The organism is Pseudomonas sp. G.S.17 (genome assembly GCF_038096165.1).
In the GTDB taxonomy this organism is placed as follows: Bacteria; Pseudomonadota; Gammaproteobacteria; order Pseudomonadales; family Pseudomonadaceae; genus Aquipseudomonas.
This window is the reverse complement of the sequence record NZ_CP151076.1, coordinates 5,385,522-5,401,950: the sequence shown is the minus strand read 5'-3', so window position 1 is coordinate 5,401,950 and position 16,429 is coordinate 5,385,522. Positions and strand designations below refer to the sequence as shown.

The 16,429-nt window shown below is 54.8% G+C and carries 13 protein-coding genes; 2 read left to right on the top strand and 11 right to left on the bottom strand.

Annotated features, from left to right (window positions below; translation table 11 throughout):
• Positions 1-113: 113 nt before the first annotated feature.
• Positions 114-1,034, bottom strand: a complete 921-nt coding sequence (locus tag AABC73_RS25060; protein WP_341521387.1) for a restriction endonuclease — start codon at positions 1,032-1,034, stop codon at positions 114-116.
• A gap of 43 nt (positions 1,035-1,077) precedes the next feature.
• The gene (locus AABC73_RS25055) at positions 1,078-4,041 is read right to left on the bottom strand and encodes a DEAD/DEAH box helicase family protein (protein WP_341524333.1); all 2,964 of its coding nucleotides are present in this window, start codon (positions 4,039-4,041) and stop codon (positions 1,078-1,080) included.
• Between AABC73_RS25055 and AABC73_RS25050 the strand changes: the two genes are divergently transcribed.
• Positions 4,030-4,221, top strand: coding sequence for a hypothetical protein (locus AABC73_RS25050; protein ID WP_341524368.1), 192 nt, complete (start codon positions 4,030-4,032; stop codon positions 4,219-4,221). The genes AABC73_RS25055 and AABC73_RS25050 overlap by 12 nt on opposite strands.
• A 116-nt stretch (positions 4,222-4,337) precedes the next feature.
• Here AABC73_RS25050 and AABC73_RS25045 read toward each other — a convergent pair whose 3' ends face one another.
• From AABC73_RS25045 to AABC73_RS25005, 9 genes are all read right to left on the bottom strand, one after another.
• Entirely contained in the window at positions 4,338-5,045 is a 708-nt protein-coding gene (locus AABC73_RS25045) for a restriction endonuclease subunit S (protein WP_341521386.1), read from the bottom strand.
• Positions 5,039-5,632, bottom strand: a complete 594-nt coding sequence (locus AABC73_RS25040) for a restriction endonuclease subunit S (protein WP_341521385.1) — start codon at positions 5,630-5,632, stop codon at positions 5,039-5,041. Before AABC73_RS25040 ends, AABC73_RS25045 begins: the two co-directional genes overlap by 7 nt.
• The gene (locus AABC73_RS25035) at positions 5,632-7,965 is read right to left on the bottom strand and encodes a class I SAM-dependent DNA methyltransferase (RefSeq protein ID WP_341521384.1); all 2,334 of its coding nucleotides are present in this window, start codon (positions 7,963-7,965) and stop codon (positions 5,632-5,634) included. The genes AABC73_RS25040 and AABC73_RS25035 overlap by 1 nt, the downstream gene beginning before the upstream one ends.
• 400 nt (positions 7,966-8,365) lie before the next feature.
• A complete protein-coding gene (locus tag AABC73_RS25030; RefSeq protein ID WP_341521383.1) occupies positions 8,366-9,082 on the bottom strand; it encodes a helix-turn-helix transcriptional regulator in 717 nt (238 codons plus the stop codon).
• Positions 9,083-9,508: 426 nt separating this feature from the next.
• Positions 9,509-10,036, bottom strand: coding sequence for an inorganic diphosphatase (gene ppa, locus AABC73_RS25025; protein WP_020289622.1), 528 nt, complete (start codon positions 10,034-10,036; stop codon positions 9,509-9,511).
• A 124-nt stretch (positions 10,037-10,160) separates the two neighbouring features.
• Positions 10,161-10,973: a M90 family metallopeptidase gene (locus AABC73_RS25020; protein ID WP_341521382.1), complete on the bottom strand. Its 813-nt coding sequence runs from the start codon at positions 10,971-10,973 to the stop codon at positions 10,161-10,163.
• Positions 10,974-10,976: 3 nt separating this feature from the next.
• Complete coding sequence (locus AABC73_RS25015) at positions 10,977-11,624, bottom strand: DedA family protein (RefSeq protein ID WP_341521381.1); 648 nt, start codon at positions 11,622-11,624, stop codon at positions 10,977-10,979.
• A 241-nt stretch (positions 11,625-11,865) separates the two neighbouring features.
• The gene (locus tag AABC73_RS25010) at positions 11,866-12,333 is read right to left on the bottom strand and encodes a GNAT family N-acetyltransferase (RefSeq protein WP_341521380.1); all 468 of its coding nucleotides are present in this window, start codon (positions 12,331-12,333) and stop codon (positions 11,866-11,868) included.
• Positions 12,334-12,517: 184 nt separating this feature from the next.
• Complete coding sequence (locus AABC73_RS25005; protein ID WP_341521379.1) at positions 12,518-14,038, bottom strand: aldehyde dehydrogenase family protein; 1,521 nt, start codon at positions 14,036-14,038, stop codon at positions 12,518-12,520.
• Positions 14,039-14,353: 315 nt separating this feature from the next.
• Between AABC73_RS25005 and AABC73_RS25000 the strand changes: the two genes are divergently transcribed.
• On the top strand, positions 14,354-16,264 hold the full coding sequence (locus tag AABC73_RS25000; RefSeq protein WP_341521378.1) for a sigma-54-dependent Fis family transcriptional regulator: 1,911 nt from the start codon (positions 14,354-14,356) through the stop codon (positions 16,262-16,264).
• Positions 16,265-16,429 lie beyond the last annotated feature (165 nt).

The window sequence follows — 16,429 nt, the reverse complement described above, 5'->3', positions numbered from 1 at the left end:
CCACCCCTCGATCCGTGGGGCAAGCAGAATATGCGTATTGATTTCAATGTGCCACTATCTTGCTCTGCAAGTGTTACGCGCGCATTAGCCTGTTCTTCATGAGCGCTTAAAACTCACTCCTCATCAAAATAATCCCGATCCAAAGCTGGCAACCTCAACAACCGCGACGTAACCCCTACCTCATGATCCATCATCAGATGCACCAGTCGCGTGCCATCCACCAACACAATGCCGTCCACCGATTTAGCGAAGTCGACAGCGTTTGCCGTGAATCCAGAGGTTGTGATGAACACCCCTCGTTTGGCTTTTTGCCCGGCGAGTGCACCGTAGAAAGCCTGCAGCTCGGGGCGACCCACTGTGTTCTGCCAGCGCTTGGCTTGAACGTAAACCTTCTCCAACCCCAATTTGTCGAGCGAGATGATGCCATCGATGCCAGCATCCCCCGAGCCGCCGACACGCTGCAAGTCATTGCGGCTGGCGCCGTATCCCAGGCGATGAAGCACATCCAGCACGATCACTTCGAAGCGGTTGGGGCTGACTTGCAACAAGTTATCCAAAAGGTCGGTAGCTGTGGCGTCGCGCAACTCCTGGAGCGCTTGCTCGAGCCGGTCATCCGGGCTAGCGGTGGCAGAGGTGACATCAGGTTTAACAGGCGTTTCGTCATCAAGCGGAGCGGCATCGGGAGCAACTTTCAGCTTCACATTCATATAGCCAATGGCTAAATGCTCCACTTCATCGGACGACAGGGGGGCTGGGTGGTCCATGGCGTACGCCACACCCGTGTCAGTCAATTTCCAATATCCGCGTTTAGCGCTGCTGGAAAGGCCGGCTCGCTTGAGCCGGTCGTGCGCCCATCCTGCTCTGTTTTTATAGGTGGTTTGGCCACTGGCGATCAGTTCTTCACGTTGCTCCAGCGTCAGCTGTAACATTTTCGCTGCTGCTTCATGGGCGTCCCGAGCGGGTACACCTTCGGTTTTGGTGGCGAGAAAACGCAGGATGGGTTCGATGAATTTGTCGTAAGTAGGAACACTCATGTTCGATCCTTCGATTAAAGCAATAACGTCGGTTAAGCGGTAGTCAGTCGGCAAGCTTAAGCAGATCAAAAACCACTCGGGCAAATTTGCTGGCCTTGGCGGGGTCGGATAGCAGCTGCATCATCTGGTTCTGGTGTGCATCACCGCTGTCCATGATCGCGTCATCCACCGCATTGGCGAAGTTGCCAAGCAGCGCTTGCTCAGGTGTATTGTTGGCAAGTTGCTGCATGACCAATTGGTTTTCACTGACCTTGTCCCTGATGGTGTAGGCGTAGTTGACCATATCTTTATCGGTCAGTTGGTCGGTAATGAACAGCTCGTTGAGCCGCTCCAGTATCTGCGAAAGTAGCTCTTCTTTTTTGTCCTTCGCCGCTGCCGATCCCAGCCCTTCGCCTGGAGTGAGCTTGAAGTCTGGAGAGTCTTCTTGCAGTTTCAGGTCTTGCTGGAGGATTTTCGAGACGCGGTAATGGCTGAGTACGATGCCTGTGAGGTCAATCTCATCCTCATCAACGTTTGCTTCACGTAGCATCGGGCTCAAATTGCGTGCATACAGGCTAAGCTTTTCCAGCTGCTTGTCGTCGTAATCGACGATTTGCGACATGAATTCGTAGAAACGCACAAACGTGCCAAGGTCCTTTTTGAAGATATCGAGAGCATCCTTGGCTTGCTTGCAGTCTTTCAGATCATTTTCAGCGTTAGCGATCAGTACTGCGTCTTTGGTCTTTTTGATTCGCTCAAAAATGTCTTTCGAGTGTGTGAAGGCTTCAACAGCTTGCTTATAGCGTTTTGCCCAGCGCTCTACGGCAGGTTTGCAAATATTGGCAATCGCAGCATTACTTTTGTTTTTGACGAAGAAGGCTGCAGAGAACTGCTCAACTTCACTGGATTTGTAAATGCCGGTAGCGTTTAGCTTCTCAAACAGATCGAAGATCAAGTCTGGATTGGAGACGTCCGCCAGCTCTGCCGTCTGAAAATACGGCTGGAATGAATCAAGAATCTCTTGCGGTTCGTTGAAAAAATCCAGGATAAACGTGCCAACGTCCGCCTTGCCGGGATAGGTTCGATTCAAACGGGAAAGAGTCTGCACGCACTCGACGCCGCCGAGTTTTTTGTCTACATACATGGCGCAGAGCTTGGGTTGGTCAAAGCCCGTCTGAAATTTGTTGGCAACGATCATCACCTGATAATCATCGCTATCAAAGGCTTTGCGCATATCGCGGCCTTTGAGGTTGGGGTTCATGTTGCTCTCGGTGTATTTGTTGCCGAGTAACGCGACCGCATTTGGGTCTTTCTCTGTGAACTCCACCTCACTGGAGAATGCCACCATGGCATGGATTTTTTGGTAGCCCTTATCGACGATGTATTTGTCGAAACACAGTTTGTATCGCACGGCCTCTTTGCGTGAGCTGGTGACCACCATGGCTTTGGCTTGACCGCCCAACAGGCCCATCACGTTGTTGCGAAAGTGCTCAACAATCACCTGCACCTTTTGCGCGATGTTGTATTCGTGCAGGCGCACCCACTGGTTGAGCTTGACCTTGGCTTTCTTGCTTTCGACTTCCTGATCCGCCTTGTCGATTTTTTGCGCCAGATTGTAGGCCACTTTGTAGTTGGTGTAGTTTTTCAGCACATCGAGAATAAAACCCTCTTCAATGGCCTGACGCATGCTGTACACGTGGTAGGCCGCGGGTTTATTGGTTTTAGAGGGCTGCTCAGTGGGCTTGGGCAAACGGCCAAACAGCTCCAGCGTCTTGGTTTTCGGCGTTGCAGTGAAGGCAAAGTAGCTGAGGTTTTTCGACACGCGGCGTGAAGCTACGGCGGCATCGAGAATGTCCTCGGTGCTGAGTTCGTCCTCACCATCAGCTTTGGCCTCAATCATCAACACTTCTTTCAGCTGCCGCGCGGTAGAGCCGGTTTGCGATGAGTGCGCTTCGTCGGCAATGATCGCGTAGCTGCGCTCTTTAAGGCTGACGCTGTTTTCGATGGCGCGCAGCACATAGGGAAAGGTCTGGATGGTGACGATAATAATCGGCTGCGAGTTTTCCAGTGCAGCAGCGAGCTTTTCCGATTTGGAACCGTCGCCTTCCTGATTATTGATGCGGCCAACTGCGCCGTCGACATGTTCAAACTGATTAATGGTGTCTTGCAGCTGATCATCCAGCACGGTGCGATCCGTCACCACAATCACTGAGTTGAATTGCTTGCAACCCTGGTTGTCATAAAGCGCCGAAAGCTGATGCGCTACCCAGGCAATCGAGTTGGACTTGCCAGAGCCTGCGCTGTGCTGGATCAGGTACTTATGGCCGGGGCCTTCGGTGCGGGCCGCCGTGACCAGTTTATTAACCACATCCCACTGATGGTAGCGCGGAAAAATCAGGCTTTCTTTCTTGTATTTACGGCCTTCCCAATCTTCTTTCTCTTCAATTTGGAGATGCACAAAGCGCCCGAGAATCGACAGCAGATTGCTGGGGCGCAAGACTTCGTTCCACAGGTAATCGGTGGCGTACTGGTTAATATCTGACGGCACATCGTTCCCGGCACCGCCAGCCTTGGTGCCTTTGTTGAACGGTAGGAAGAAGGTATCAGCGCCTTCCAGCCGCGTGGCCATATAGACCTCGTACTGGCTCACGGCAAAATGCACCAACGCACCACGCTTAAAGGTCAGCAGCGGTTCGGGCTTTTTGGTGACAGGGTCTGTGGCAAAGCGTGTAGTTTTGTACTGCTTAATGGCGCGGTGCACAGCCTGCTTGAATTCGGATTTCAGCTCTAGCGTGGCGACCGGCAAGCCATTTACAAAAAGCACCAAGTCAATTCGCCATGCTTGAGCCTTGCTGCCGGTTTGTTCGAGATGGGCTTTGGTAGCCCAAGGTGAGTAAACCAACTCAGGGACGACACGGCAGCGGTTCTTGGCATAACGGGCCAAGGTGTCGGGGTTTAGATCGTGTTCAGGTTTGAACTGGCACAGGCTGAAACGGGTGCCACGGTGGCGCAGTTCATGGCGCAACACGCCCAGCGTGCCGAAGGTGCGCATTTCTTTGCTGGCTGCATTGGGGTCGGTTTTATTCAGTTGGGTGGCAACACGTTCAAGAAAGTGGTGCTCTGGGGTGCTCGGGTAGAGCGCGCAGAATTTTTGCCATTGTTCAGGCTGGGTGTCTTGAACGAAACCCAGCAAGTCTTCTGGGTATAAGGCCAGGTCGCGATTGTAGCTTTCGGCCTTGCCCTGTAGCCAACCGCTGGCAACCAGATGCTGAAGCATATCGTTCTGGAACGTAAACTCGTTGGCCTTACCGCCACCCAATGCACTCATGCGGCTACTTCCTTGTTGGTTTTACTACCTTGCGACGCGACCCAGTTTCTCACATCGATTTTACCGGTGACGGCGGCTGAAATTAGGGCGGTGCGGCGTTCTTTAAGCAAAGTTATGCCAGTTTCAGCCTGTGAAGATAGCATTTCAAATTGCTCCATCAACTCAATAACATGCCTCTGAATCTCTCGCTGCTCATCAAATGGCGGAATTGGAATGCGCTCGTTAGTTACTTTTGTCCCAGTAATCAATGGTTGTGCATTTTTATCTGCTAATGTGTTTAGGTTTCTTGCCCCCAAACATAAAGATATATAGTCAAGACTAAAAACTGAAGTGTTTGTACTCAAAATAAGCGCATTATCGCTAATCCAAGATGAATCCATGACTTTATGGATATTGCCACAGAGAGCCCCAACACGGCCAATTACGATTGCGGCGCTTATAAGATTGAATCTCTTTGCGTATCCCAAAATTCCATTGCCGCCATATACTGGGTAGCAAAAATTCTCATCTTGAGCAGATTCAATATCGCTCGCTGGCAAATTTTCACCGCTTTTAATCCCTGCATACCACTTTATTTGGCTGACTTTCCAATGCTCTGGCACTTCCCCCAGCCAATCAACACCCGAGTCGCGCATCTTGGCGTTGGGGTTCAAGCCTTTGGTGACGGCATGGCTAATCACGGCCTGACGTTTTTCATTTAGCAACAGGATGAGTTGCTGTTGTTTTCGATCAATGTGTCAATTTTAATGGTTTCATGATCGAGGAAGCTGGCAATTTTAATCTGCTCATCTAACGGAGGAAATGGCGCAACAAATTCATTAAAGGCTTCTGTGGGAAGCCTCCACCGTCCAATATTAGATGCTCCTTGGCCCAGCGGATAAAATATTTTAGCCGTATAGCAAAGTTGTAACAAATAAAGAAAATATTTTTTGTGCGAGTTTTTATCTTCAAGTGTAAAGACGCGGTAATCTGGGCTAGTTACCCCGTCATGCTTTGAAATATCCACATATCCAGTTAATAGATCCATGTGATTCATCGCAAAATCGTTTTCGTACACCCGCTGATACTTTGAATAATCCATTGAAAGCTGGCCGTCACCAGTTTCTGTATCTTTAATTTTTACTCCTTTTTGAGTAATTGAAAGAATATCGAAGCCAAGTTTTCCTGCGATTCTCTTTTTTATTCGAAAAGTATTTTTAAATCTGTTCAAAATCCAATGCGAAGGAATCTCGCAAAGCCAAGAAATGTTTGACTCTTTAATAGATGAATATGCTTTGTACTTTCCGGTCATTATGAATGCACCTCTTGCAGCAACTTCATAATCTCGGCAGACACTGCATCCAGATCCGCATCAATCTCAAGCAAATCGCGCGGGGGCTGATACTGGTAAAAATGACGGCTAAACGGAATTTCATAGCCGACGATGCCAATCTCCTGATCTTTCGCGTCTCTCTTGCTGGCATCGATCCAGGCGTCTGTGACGTGCGGCTGTACTTCTTTAAGGAAATACGTCTCGTTGAGAGCATTTACGCTTTGGCTTGGGTCAAGCGCTACGTTTTCATTGTCGCGCAGGTCGCTATCGGTTTGATATTCCAGCACCTCACTGTTGACGGCAAACAATCCGTACAGGGGATTTGCTTTGGTTTTGTGCGCCTTTTTGATGACCTTTGCCGCTTCTGGGTTTTTCCAGCTCACGGCATCGATGATCTGTTTTTTGTCTTTGGCGTCTAGGACAATGCCCTGTTGCTTGCAGACCGCTTTGACGGCCTCGTCAAAGGTGTTGAAGTCGTCATGCTGGGCGGTGCCAATGCTGTCCTGCAGACTTTGTGCCTTGAGTAACAGCCGCTTCTGATCCATCCAGGTTGTTCTGTTGAGCAGATTCTTGATGTCCTTCTCTTTTAGATCGGCAAAATGCAGCTTGCAGTAACGGCGAATGGCGTCTTCATGAGCGCTTAGGTCGCCGTAACGCTTGCAGGTGTCGCTATCACTCCAGCTTTCGCCCTCTACTGCGCTGAACTCTTGGTAGATCCAACGCATAGCGCTGTTGAGTGCGCCGGGAGCGAAGCGACAGGTAGCCACTCGCTCATCACTGAATTGATAGGACAGCCGCAACGGACGCTCAATGCTGATTCGGCGATAGCCGAACTCATAGCTATTGAATATCTTGCTGGCGAAGGTCTTGGCAGCCTCGGTTTTCGGGTTGGCAGCCTGGCGGCCCCGATTACTTTTTTGGGCGGCTTGTTTGTCTAGTTCGTAGGCATCGACTGCGGCAAAGCTGCCGAAGGCGCGGATCACTGTGGCGATATCGCTTTCATCCATTTCATTGCGTTTGGAACCGAGGGATTTGCGCATTTTCCCGCACAGGTTCACGCCATTAATCAGTTGCACCTTGCCCTTGCGCTCTGCGGCTTTTTTGTTCGACAGCACCCAGACATAAGTGGAAATGCCGGTGTTGTAGAACATGTCGGTGGGCAGCGCGACGATGGCTTCGAGCAAATCAGCTTCGAGGATGTAGCGGCGGATTTCCGATTCGCCAGAGCCGGCGCCACCGGTAAACAATGGCGAGCCATTAAGGATGATGCCGATCCGGCCGCCGCCCTGCGAGCCGTCACGCAGCTTGCTGATCAGGTGCATCAGGAACAGCAACGAGCCATCACTGACCCTCGGCAAACCTGCGCCAAAACGGCCGTTGAATCCTTTTTGCGCATGCTCATCGTTGATCTCTTGCTCAATTTTTTTCCAATCCACGCCAAAGGGCGGGTTGGAGAGCATGTAGTCAAATTCAGTCGCGTACAGCTGGTCGTTCGACAACGTGTTGCCAAGCTTTATGTTGCTGACGTCCTGCCCTTTGATCAGCATGTCAGCTTTGCAGATGGCATAACTCTCAGGGTTGAGCTCCTGACCATAGGCGCGCATCACCGCATGTGGATTGAGCTCATGGACGTATTCCATGCCCGACGAGAGAAAGCCTCCCGTCCCGGCCGTAGGGTCGTAGACGGTGCGAATGATGCCTGGCTTGGTCAGCGCATCATCGTCTTCCATAAATACAAGGGAGGTGGTGAGGCGAACTATGTCGCGAGGCGTGAAGTGCTCCCCAGCGGTTTCATTGGAGCTTTCTGCAAAACGACGAATCAGTTCTTCAAACACCAGCCCCATATCATGGTTGGAGACTGCTGCGGGGCTTAGGTCAGTTTTTTGAATCCGTTGCACGATCTTGTAGAGCAGGTTGGCATCGTTGAGTTGGCCTAGGAACTCGGTAAATTTGAAGTGTTCAAAAATCTCCCGCGCATCCTTGGAAAATCCTTGCAGGTAGGACTCCAGGTTAGCCTTGATCCCCCCCTCGCCCAGCTTGGACAAATCCATTTGCGAGGTGTTGAAGAACGACAACCCACCGCTGGCGCGCAGAAGTAGTTTTTCCTGCGCTTCCTCGGAGATGTTGAGTTGCTGAACGCGTAAATGTTCCTTTAAAACCGCCGCCTTGCTAGCCTCCAACACGCATTCAAGACGGCGTAGCAGGGTGAACGGCAAAATGATTCGACCGTATTGGCTTTGTTTGAAATCCCCACGGAGTAGATCGGCCAAAGACCAGATGTAGGCGGCCAGATTGTTGGAGGCTTGCGACATGTACGGAAATCCCTGTAATGCTCGAGTCTGCAGGACCACTGGCAGCTCGGTAATGAAAATTCAGGGGCGTATTATGCTGCAACGAAAGCGTGAGGTGACCCCGGATTAGGAATTTCTGAAAACACGATCACGTGTTGTCGAGTTTTCCTACAGACATTAAAAAGCCGGCTTGTGGCCGGCTTCTCAAGGACGAGCTTGGTTTGTTTTTGGCAAACCGCACTCGCCTTTAACAGTTGCGCTCAGCGAGTGGGCGCTAATAGGGAGTGGCTTCGCGGTTTCGCGTTGCCAGGCCTTAAGGCGGGATGTGCCTTTGGGCTTGAAGATGGGCGCAGAGGATACTGATGTTCATCCCGGTTGCCCAGCGTTGAAATGCCTTGTAACCCACTTCGATCCTCCCCGTTCAGCGGAAGGGTGGCGCGTGGCGGCGTACGTTCAGGGTTGACCACCAGAATATCCAGCCCAGGATGCGTATCTGTTGTTGCTCGATCTGTTCTGCGGTGAAGAGTTCGTCGGGGTATTCGCGGTGGTTGTGGCTGCGCAGGCGCAGGCCGCCGCCGGGTAGGCGGTAGAGGTATTTCACGCGGAGCATGCCGCTGTGTTCGAGGGCGTACATCTCGCCGTCGATGACGCGGGTCTGGGCGCGGTCGACGCCGATCAGGGAGCCGTCCTGGATTTTCTCGGCCATGCTGTTGCCAATCATGGCGATGCAGATGGCGTTGTCGGGGTGGATGTTCATGCTTTGCAGCACGTGCAGTGGCAAACGGATGGTCTTCCCTGGGGCTTGGGCGATGGCCGTTTCCGATTCCTGTTCTTTCAATACCGGCAGTTCTATGTCTCCACGCGGCAGGGTCCGTCCTGGGTGGAGCGTTAGCGGTGTATCGCCGCCGTTATGTTCATTGGCGGGTTCACTCGGGTGTTTGGGGCCGTCGCCCGTGCGTAGCCAGCGAGCGTTGACGGTCAGTAGTTCAGCCACCTCTTCCAGGCGCGCCATGGGGATGCCGCGTTTGAACCAGTTGTTCACATGTTGAGGTGTGACCTTCCGGTTGGCGGCGAAGTCCGTGGCAGAGAGATGGCACTCCCGCAGGAGGGCGCGTAGTCGATCACCTGATGTATTCATGGCGATGGATTTTACGTATCTCGTGAACTTGTTTAAATAAACGAAGTGTTCAAATACGCGATGTGTGCAGTCCGGGTTGTATTGGGCTGACTACAAATCTGGTGGTGCCATGTAGGCATATTCTGTAATTATCACGTTATAAGTAAACGATGCTCAGGATATTTAGCGCGGTGCTAAAGGCGTTGGCGTCATGTTTATTGTTTAGTCGAAACGTCGAAAGGTCTGCCTATATGTTTATCTGAAAAATGATTGTTTCCACAGCGAGTCCAATGTCAGGCATCGGAAAGCGTGCTGCATCAATGCGCAGGCGGGCTTCAGGTGTGAAGAAAGGGCGTTGAGGGTCGGGAGAGCGGGGTGTTGCGAGGATTTAAACGTTGTTTGCGGAATGTCTGTTGCCAGACATCCCGCAAACGCTGAAACGGGTTATCAGCCTTTGTAGGCGGCTACCGATTTCATGATCTCGGTACGGGCGGCTTCTGCGTCGCCCCAACCTTCGATTTTTACCCACTTGCCTTTTTCGAGGTCTTTGTAGTTCTCGAAGAAGTGTTTGATTTGCTCAAGCAGCAGTGCTGGCAGATCGGTGTATTCCTTCACGTCGACGTACAACTGGGACAGCTTGTCGTGTGGCACCGCGATAACTTTGGCATCGCCGCCGCCGTCGTCGGTCATGTGCAGGATGCCCACTGGACGTGCGCGGATTACCGAACCTGGGGAAACCGGGTAAGGCGTCACGACCAACACGTCGAGGGGATCGCCGTCGTCAGCCAGAGTGTTCGGAATGAAGCCGTAGTTGGCCGGGTAGAACATCGGCGTGGCCATGAAGCGGTCAACGAACAGGCAATCGGTTTCTTTGTCGATTTCGTATTTGATCGGCGCGTGGTTGGCCGGAATTTCGATCGCGACGTAGATGTCGTTCGGCAGGTCTTTACCAGCCGGAATCTTGCTGTAGCTCATTGGGCAGTGCCCCCTTTGATTGACCAGACGGCTTTGGCTGATTACGCCAAAAAGTGGGCCGGATTATAGGCATATTCTGTTGCTGTTGCCATGCGTGGCCTTGCGCCTTTAGGCGTGTAGCCCTTTAGTGCTGAGTCTTGTACGAAGGTTCATCGCGCTGCAGTGAAATCAGTCGAGCAAGCGGATCCTGACGGTAGAAGGCCTTGAGTTGCTCGTACACTGCCGGGTAAGCCTCGGCCAGCAAATCCGGGGCGCTGAAGAAGTATTCGCTGGTCACGGCAAAGAATTCGGCGGGGTTTTCCGCTGCGTAAGGGTCGATGGCGGTTTCGAGGTGCAGGTGGCGATCCAGTTGCCGATTGAGATCGTCGTAGGCGCTTTGCATGATGCTCGCCCACTCGCTGACCCGCATGTCGCTGTGCAAGGGCGGCAGACCGTTGGCGTCGCCGTTGAGCATGTCGAGTTTGTGCGCCAGCTCATGGATAACCAGATTGTAGGCATCCCAGTCGCCACTGGATAACACGCCGGGCAACGCCAGGATCACCGGGCCTTGTTGCCAGGCTTCGCCGCTGTGTTCGCCGTCCCATTCGTGCTCGACGCCGCTTGCATCGCGATGGCGTTGCGGGCTGCGGAAGTCGTCGGGGTAAATCACCAGTTCGTGAAAACCCTGATACCAGTTCAGATCGCCCAGATTGAGCAGCGGCAGTTGGGCTTGCGCTGCAATGAACAGGCGCTGTTCGTCATTCAGCTCGACGCCGGGCAAGGTGGTGATGTGCTTGTCCTGTAAAAACAGCACGCTGTTCTCACGCAGCAGGGTTTCCTGTGCAGCGGTCAGGCCGTCGAGAATCGGCAAGTGCTGTCGCACTCGCTGCCAAAGCTCGGGTGCGACCGGATTTTTTGCCAGCGTGCGGCGGCGGCGCCATTGGCTGAACGACCACATCGTCTAGCGGGCGTCTGCTGAGCGGGCCATGCGGCTGCGGACCACACTCACAATCATCGGCAGCAGCGACAGCAGGATGATCGCCAGCACCAGCACCGACAGGTTTTTCTTGATGAATGGCACGTTGCCGAAGAAGTAGCCGAGAGTCACCAGGCCGCCAACCCACAGTACCGAACCCAGCACGCTGAAGCCCAGGAAGCGCGGGTAATGCATTTTGCCAACGCCGGCAACGAACGGCGCGAAGGTGCGAATGATTGGCAGGAAGCGCGCGAGCGTGACGGTCTTGCCGCCATGGCGCTCATAGAACTCGTGGGTGCGCTCCAGATAATCCCGACGAAAGATCTTCGACTTCGGATTGCTGAACAGGCGTTCTCCGGCGGTGCGGCCGATGATGTAGTTGGTGCTGTCGCCGAGTATTGCGGCGAACATCAGCAGCCCGCCCAGCAGCACCGGGTCCATGCCACCACCGGCTGCCACCGCACCGGCGATGAACAGCAGCGAGTCACCGGGCAGGAATGGCATTACCACCAGGCCGGTTTCGCAGAAAATCACCAGGAACAGGATCGCGTAAACCCAGGTGCCGTAGTTGGTGACCAGAAGGTCCAGGTAGACATCCAGGTGAAGAATGAGGTCGAGCGGGTTGAAGTCCATGTAGGGCGCCTGTATAGCTGACCCACGGCCGGGTCACGTGCGGAAGTAACTGCTGAGAGTGATCAGGGCGCGATTATAGAGGGAGAAACGCATGACGGGGCGAGGAGCGTCGATCTTGTCGGGCCGCGTGGCGGATTTGTATGACTGGATTTGTCCGAGTTCTGTAGGCGCCAACCTGTTGGCGAGGCGCCGGACGGTCGCGCAGCAGACACGGTCCCCTCCTACAGATGCGGCGCGGCACTCAATCCCCATTGATCGGCAGCACGTGCAGCACGTAGTTCTTGAATTCCTTGTCTTCGCGAAAGCCGATGGATTCGTAAACTTTCTGCGCAACTTCATTGTTGCTGCTGGTGGAAACCCGCATGCGGATGGCCTGGGATTCCTTGGCCATTTTTTTTGCGCTTCTCATCAAATGGTCAGCGACCAGCTGGCGGCGGGCGTCCTCGGCGACGTAGATGTCGTTGAGGATCCAGACGCGTTTGAGGGACAGCGACGAGTAGCTCGGGTAAAGCTGGCAGAAGCCCAGCAGCTTCGTGTCATCGTCGTCCGGCAGCGCAAGATAGATCACTGATTCGTCACGGCGCAGGCGCTTTTCCAGGAAGCTGCGTGAAGACTCCGGGAAAGGATGTTCGCCGTAGAATTCACGGTATTTGACGAACAACGGGCAGAGCAGGTCCAGATGATCCAGCGTGGCTTTGATAATCCGCATGGTGGCCTCAACTTCACTAAGGGCTAATGCCGGGACTGTGACGGGTTCGATCAGGTTGTTGAGCCGATGCTGCCTAACGCCTTTAGAAAGCGCAATCTAATGATTTGAATTAAAGCAGATCATGAGACCCCCTCAAAAACGCCAATGGCCTCCGAAGAGGCCATTGGCGGTCAAGCAGCCGGGTTTAGAAGAAGCCCAGCGGATTGATGTCGTAGCTCACCAGCAGGTTTTTGGTTTGCTGGTAGTGCTCAAGCGCGATTTTGTGGGTTTCGCGACCAACACCGGATTTTTTGTAGCCACCGAACGCGGCGTGCGCCGGGTACAGGTGATAGCAGTTGGTCCACACGCGACCGGCTTTGATAGCGCGGCCGACGCGGTAGGCGCGGTTGATGTCGCGAGTCCACAGACCGGCACCCAGGCCGAACTCGGTATCGTTGGCGATGGCCAGGGCTTCGGCTTCGTCCTTGAAGGTCGTGACGCTGACCACCGGACCGAAGATTTCTTCCTGGAACACACGCATCTTGTTGTTGCCTTTGAGCAAGGTCGGCTGGATGTAGTAACCAGTCGCCATGTCGCCTTCCAGTTTTTCTACCTTGCCGCCCGTCAGCAGTTCGGCGCCTTCGCCCTGAGCGATTTCCAGGTACGAAAGAATCTTGTCGAATTGCTGCTGCGAAGCCTGGGCGCCGACCATGGTTTCGGTGTCCAGCGGGTCGCCACGCTTGATCTTCAGCACCTTCTGCATCACGACTTCCATGAACTGCGGATAGATGGATTCCTGAATCAACGCACGGGATGGGCAGGTGCAGACTTCGCCCTGGTTGAAGAACGCCAGCACGATGCCTTCGGCGGCTTTGTCGATGAACTCAGGCTCGGCGCTCATGATGTCTTCGAAGAAGATGTTCGGCGATTTGCCGCCCAGTTCCACGGTGGAGGGGATGATGTTGGCGGCCGCCAGACTCATGATGTGCGAGCCAACCGGTGTCGAACCGGTGAACGCGATCTTGGCAATACGCTTGCTGCTGGCCAGCGCTTCGCCGGCTTCGCGGCCGTAGCCTTGCACGACGTTCAGAACGCCGGGCGGCAGCAGATCGCCGATCAGTTCCATCAGCACGGTGATGCCCAACGGCGTCTGTTCGGCGGGCTTGAGCACGACGCAGTTACCCGCAGCCAGGGCCGGAGCAAGTTTCCAGGCGGCCATCAGGATCGGGAAGTTCCACGGGATGATCTGACCGACCACGCCCAGCGGTTCATGGATGTGATAGGCAACTGTGTTGCCGTCGATTTCTGCTGCGCTGCCTTCCTGGGCGCGCAGTACGCCAGCGAAGTAGCGGAAGTGGTCAACGGCCAGCGGGATATCGGCGTTCAGGGTTTCGCGGACGGCCTTGCCGTTGTCCCAGGTTTCGGTGATGGCCAGGACTTCGAGGTTCTGCTCGATACGGTCGGCGATTTTCAGCAGTGCCAGGGAGCGAGCCTGCACGGAGGTCGAGCCCCAGGCTTCGGCTGCGGCATGAGCGGCATCCAGGGCTTTTTCGATGTCTTCAGCAGTGGAGCGCGGGAATTCAGCAATTGGCTTGCCGGTGACCGGCGAAGTATTGGTGAAGTATTGACCCTTGACCGGGGCGACAAACTCGCCGCCGATGAAGTTACCGTAACGCTCCTTGAAGTTGACCAGAGCGCCTTCGGTACCGGGATGTGCGTAACGCATGGTGTTATCTCCTGATTCTTGTTGTTGGGGGAGCTGCGGCGAAGCGGGGGTGACAACGCGCGGTTGCACTTGTTAAAGCGTAGAGCAAAGGGCGGGCCACCGCGTCCAAAGCACTGATTCAGAGGCTTGCGCAAGGATGAACGGCAGTTGTCGCGATCGCGCTGTGCCACCAGTGGTGCAAGGGAGCGTGACACTTTGTGCCAGTTTCGATACGTGCGACCAAAGCAAGCGGCGGCGCGATTGCAAAGGCCGGCGGGCAGGAGGATGCTGGCCGGTAACTCCCGTGGAAAACAATAAAGTGGAGAACAATAAAAAGTGCATAGCAATCATCTGACCCGGCACGCGCAACAAGTCCTGACGGTCGCCAAAGGCGAGGCGCAATTGCGCGGCCCGGGCAGCGACCCGTCCATCGTCCGTTCCTGGCTGCGCTGCCTGGACGATTACCATCTCGACCCCGCGCACGCCAACGCGCCAGTGGTGCTCGAACATGATCGCGTGCTGGAAAGCCGCCAGCGTTTGCAGCAAGTGCTGAGCGTCGCCGGTCAGGAAATGAGCAGCCTGCATCAACAGTTGGCGGACGGTCACGCCGTATTGCTGACCGATGCGCGTGGCGTGATCCTCAACTGCGTCACCGCGCCGGCCGAGCGTACGGTTTTCGAACGCGCCGGGTTGTGGCTGGGCGCTGACTGGAGCGAGGCGTGCGAAGGCACCAACGGCATCGGCACCTGCCTGGTAGAACGCCAGCCGCTGACCATTCATCGCGATGAACATTTTCGTGGCCGTCATACCGGCCTGACGTGTTCGGCCAGTCCGGTTTTCGATCCTCATGGCGACTTGCTCGCGGTTCTCGACGTGTCCTCGGCGCGCGATGATGTGTCGCGGCAAAGCCAGTTTCACACCATGGCGCTGGTCAATCTTTCGGCGAAACTCATCGAAAGCAGCTATTTCCGGCATCACTTCGAAGATCAGTGGTTACTGCGTTTTCACGTGCAATCCGAATCGGTCGGGCTGTTCAGCGAAGGCTTGCTGGCGTTCGATGGGGAAGGCCGCATCAGCGCGCTGAACCAGAGTGCCTTGAACCTGTTGGGTCTTGGGCGCAGTCAGCTGCTGGGTCAGCCGGTGGACATGTTTTTTGACTGTTCACTTAGCGAACTGCTGGGGCGCGCCAGTCCTGAGGCGCATACCAGCTGGCCGCTGCGCACCCGCGACGGTCGCGGATTCTTCGCCGCCTTGCGTGGGCAATTACCCCGCACCGCCAAAGGCCCGACGGCGCGGGTGGTGCAACCCGCGACCCAAATTGTTCCGCCCAGCGGCATTTGCCTGGGCGATGAAGCATTGCAGAACGATTTTCGCCGCGCGCTACGGGTCTTCGAGCGCGATGTACCTTTGCTGATTAATGGCGAAACCGGCTCCGGCAAGGAAGCTTTTGCCAAGGCCGTGCATCAGGCCAGCCTGCGTTCGAGCAAGACGTTTGTCGCGCTGAATTGCGCGGCGATCCCGGAAAGCCTCATCGAAAGCGAACTGTTCGGCTATCGCGGCGGCAGTTTTACTGGCGCGCGCAAGGACGGCATGCGCGGCAAACTGCAGCAGGCTGATGGCGGGACGCTATTCCTCGACGAAATCGGCGACATGCCGCTGGCCCTGCAAACCCGTTTGCTGCGGGTGCTTGAAGATCGTCTGGTGGTGCCGATTGGCGGCGAACCCCAAGCGGTGGATGTACGAATTATCAGCGCGACCCACCGGAATTTGCTGGATCGCGTATCCGATGGCAGCTTCCGCGAGGATTTGTATTACCGGCTCAATGGCCTGGAAGTGGCGTTGCCGGCCTTGCGTGAACGCAGCGACAAGTCGCAGCTGCTGGATTTTTTGCTGACACAGGAATCTGCCGGGCAACGCCTGACCATAGACGGCGAGGCGCGCCAGGCGTTATTGGGTTTCGCCTGGCCGGGTAACGTCAGGCAACTGCGCACGGTGTTGCGCACTCTGGCGGCGTTATGTGAAGAGAACCGGATTTGTTTTGACGATCTTCCGGCAGCCATTCGTCTTGGCGCTGCGCCAGTCGTGGCAGTGTCGGTGGTTGATCATCCCCTGGAAGACGCCGAGCGCAGCGCGTTGATCTCGACGCTTGAGTCCCACCGCTGGCACATGACCCACAGCGCCCGGCAGTTGGGGATTAGCCGTAATACGTTGTATCGAAAGTTGCGTAAGCATGGGATTGCGCGGTGAATGCAATGGAGAAGGTAAGGTTTTCTGTGGGAGCGAGCTTGCTCGCGAAGGTTTTGAGACATCCACAACATTTTTGCCATCTGGTCCACCGTCTTCGCAAGCAAGCTTGCTCCCACAGATTGAAGGTCCTGCGCGCACGCACCCACAAACACTAAGTGCCATTTC

Coding starts and splice junctions, on each gene's coding strand:
- AABC73_RS25060 (WP_341521387.1), bottom strand. CDS start 1,034: ATGAGTGTTCCTACTTACGACAAATTCATCGAACCCATCCTGCGTTTT.
- AABC73_RS25050 (WP_341524368.1), top strand. CDS start 4,030: ATGGCGCAACACGCCCAGCGTGCCGAAGGTGCGCATTTCTTTGCTGGC.
- AABC73_RS25040 (WP_341521385.1), bottom strand. CDS start 5,632: ATGACCGGAAAGTACAAAGCATATTCATCTATTAAAGAGTCAAACATT.
- AABC73_RS25035 (WP_341521384.1), bottom strand. CDS start 7,965: ATGTCGCAAGCCTCCAACAATCTGGCCGCCTACATCTGGTCTTTGGCC.
- AABC73_RS25030 (WP_341521383.1), bottom strand. CDS start 9,082: ATGAATACATCAGGTGATCGACTACGCGCCCTCCTGCGGGAGTGCCAT.
- ppa (WP_020289622.1), bottom strand. CDS start 10,036: ATGAGCTACAGCAAGATTCCGGCTGGTAAAGACCTGCCGAACGACATC.
- AABC73_RS25020 (WP_341521382.1), bottom strand. CDS start 10,973: ATGTGGTCGTTCAGCCAATGGCGCCGCCGCCGCACGCTGGCAAAAAAT.
- AABC73_RS25015 (WP_341521381.1), bottom strand. CDS start 11,624: ATGGACTTCAACCCGCTCGACCTCATTCTTCACCTGGATGTCTACCTG.
- AABC73_RS25010 (WP_341521380.1), bottom strand. CDS start 12,333: ATGCGGATTATCAAAGCCACGCTGGATCATCTGGACCTGCTCTGCCCG.
- AABC73_RS25005 (WP_341521379.1), bottom strand. CDS start 14,038: ATGCGTTACGCACATCCCGGTACCGAAGGCGCTCTGGTCAACTTCAAG.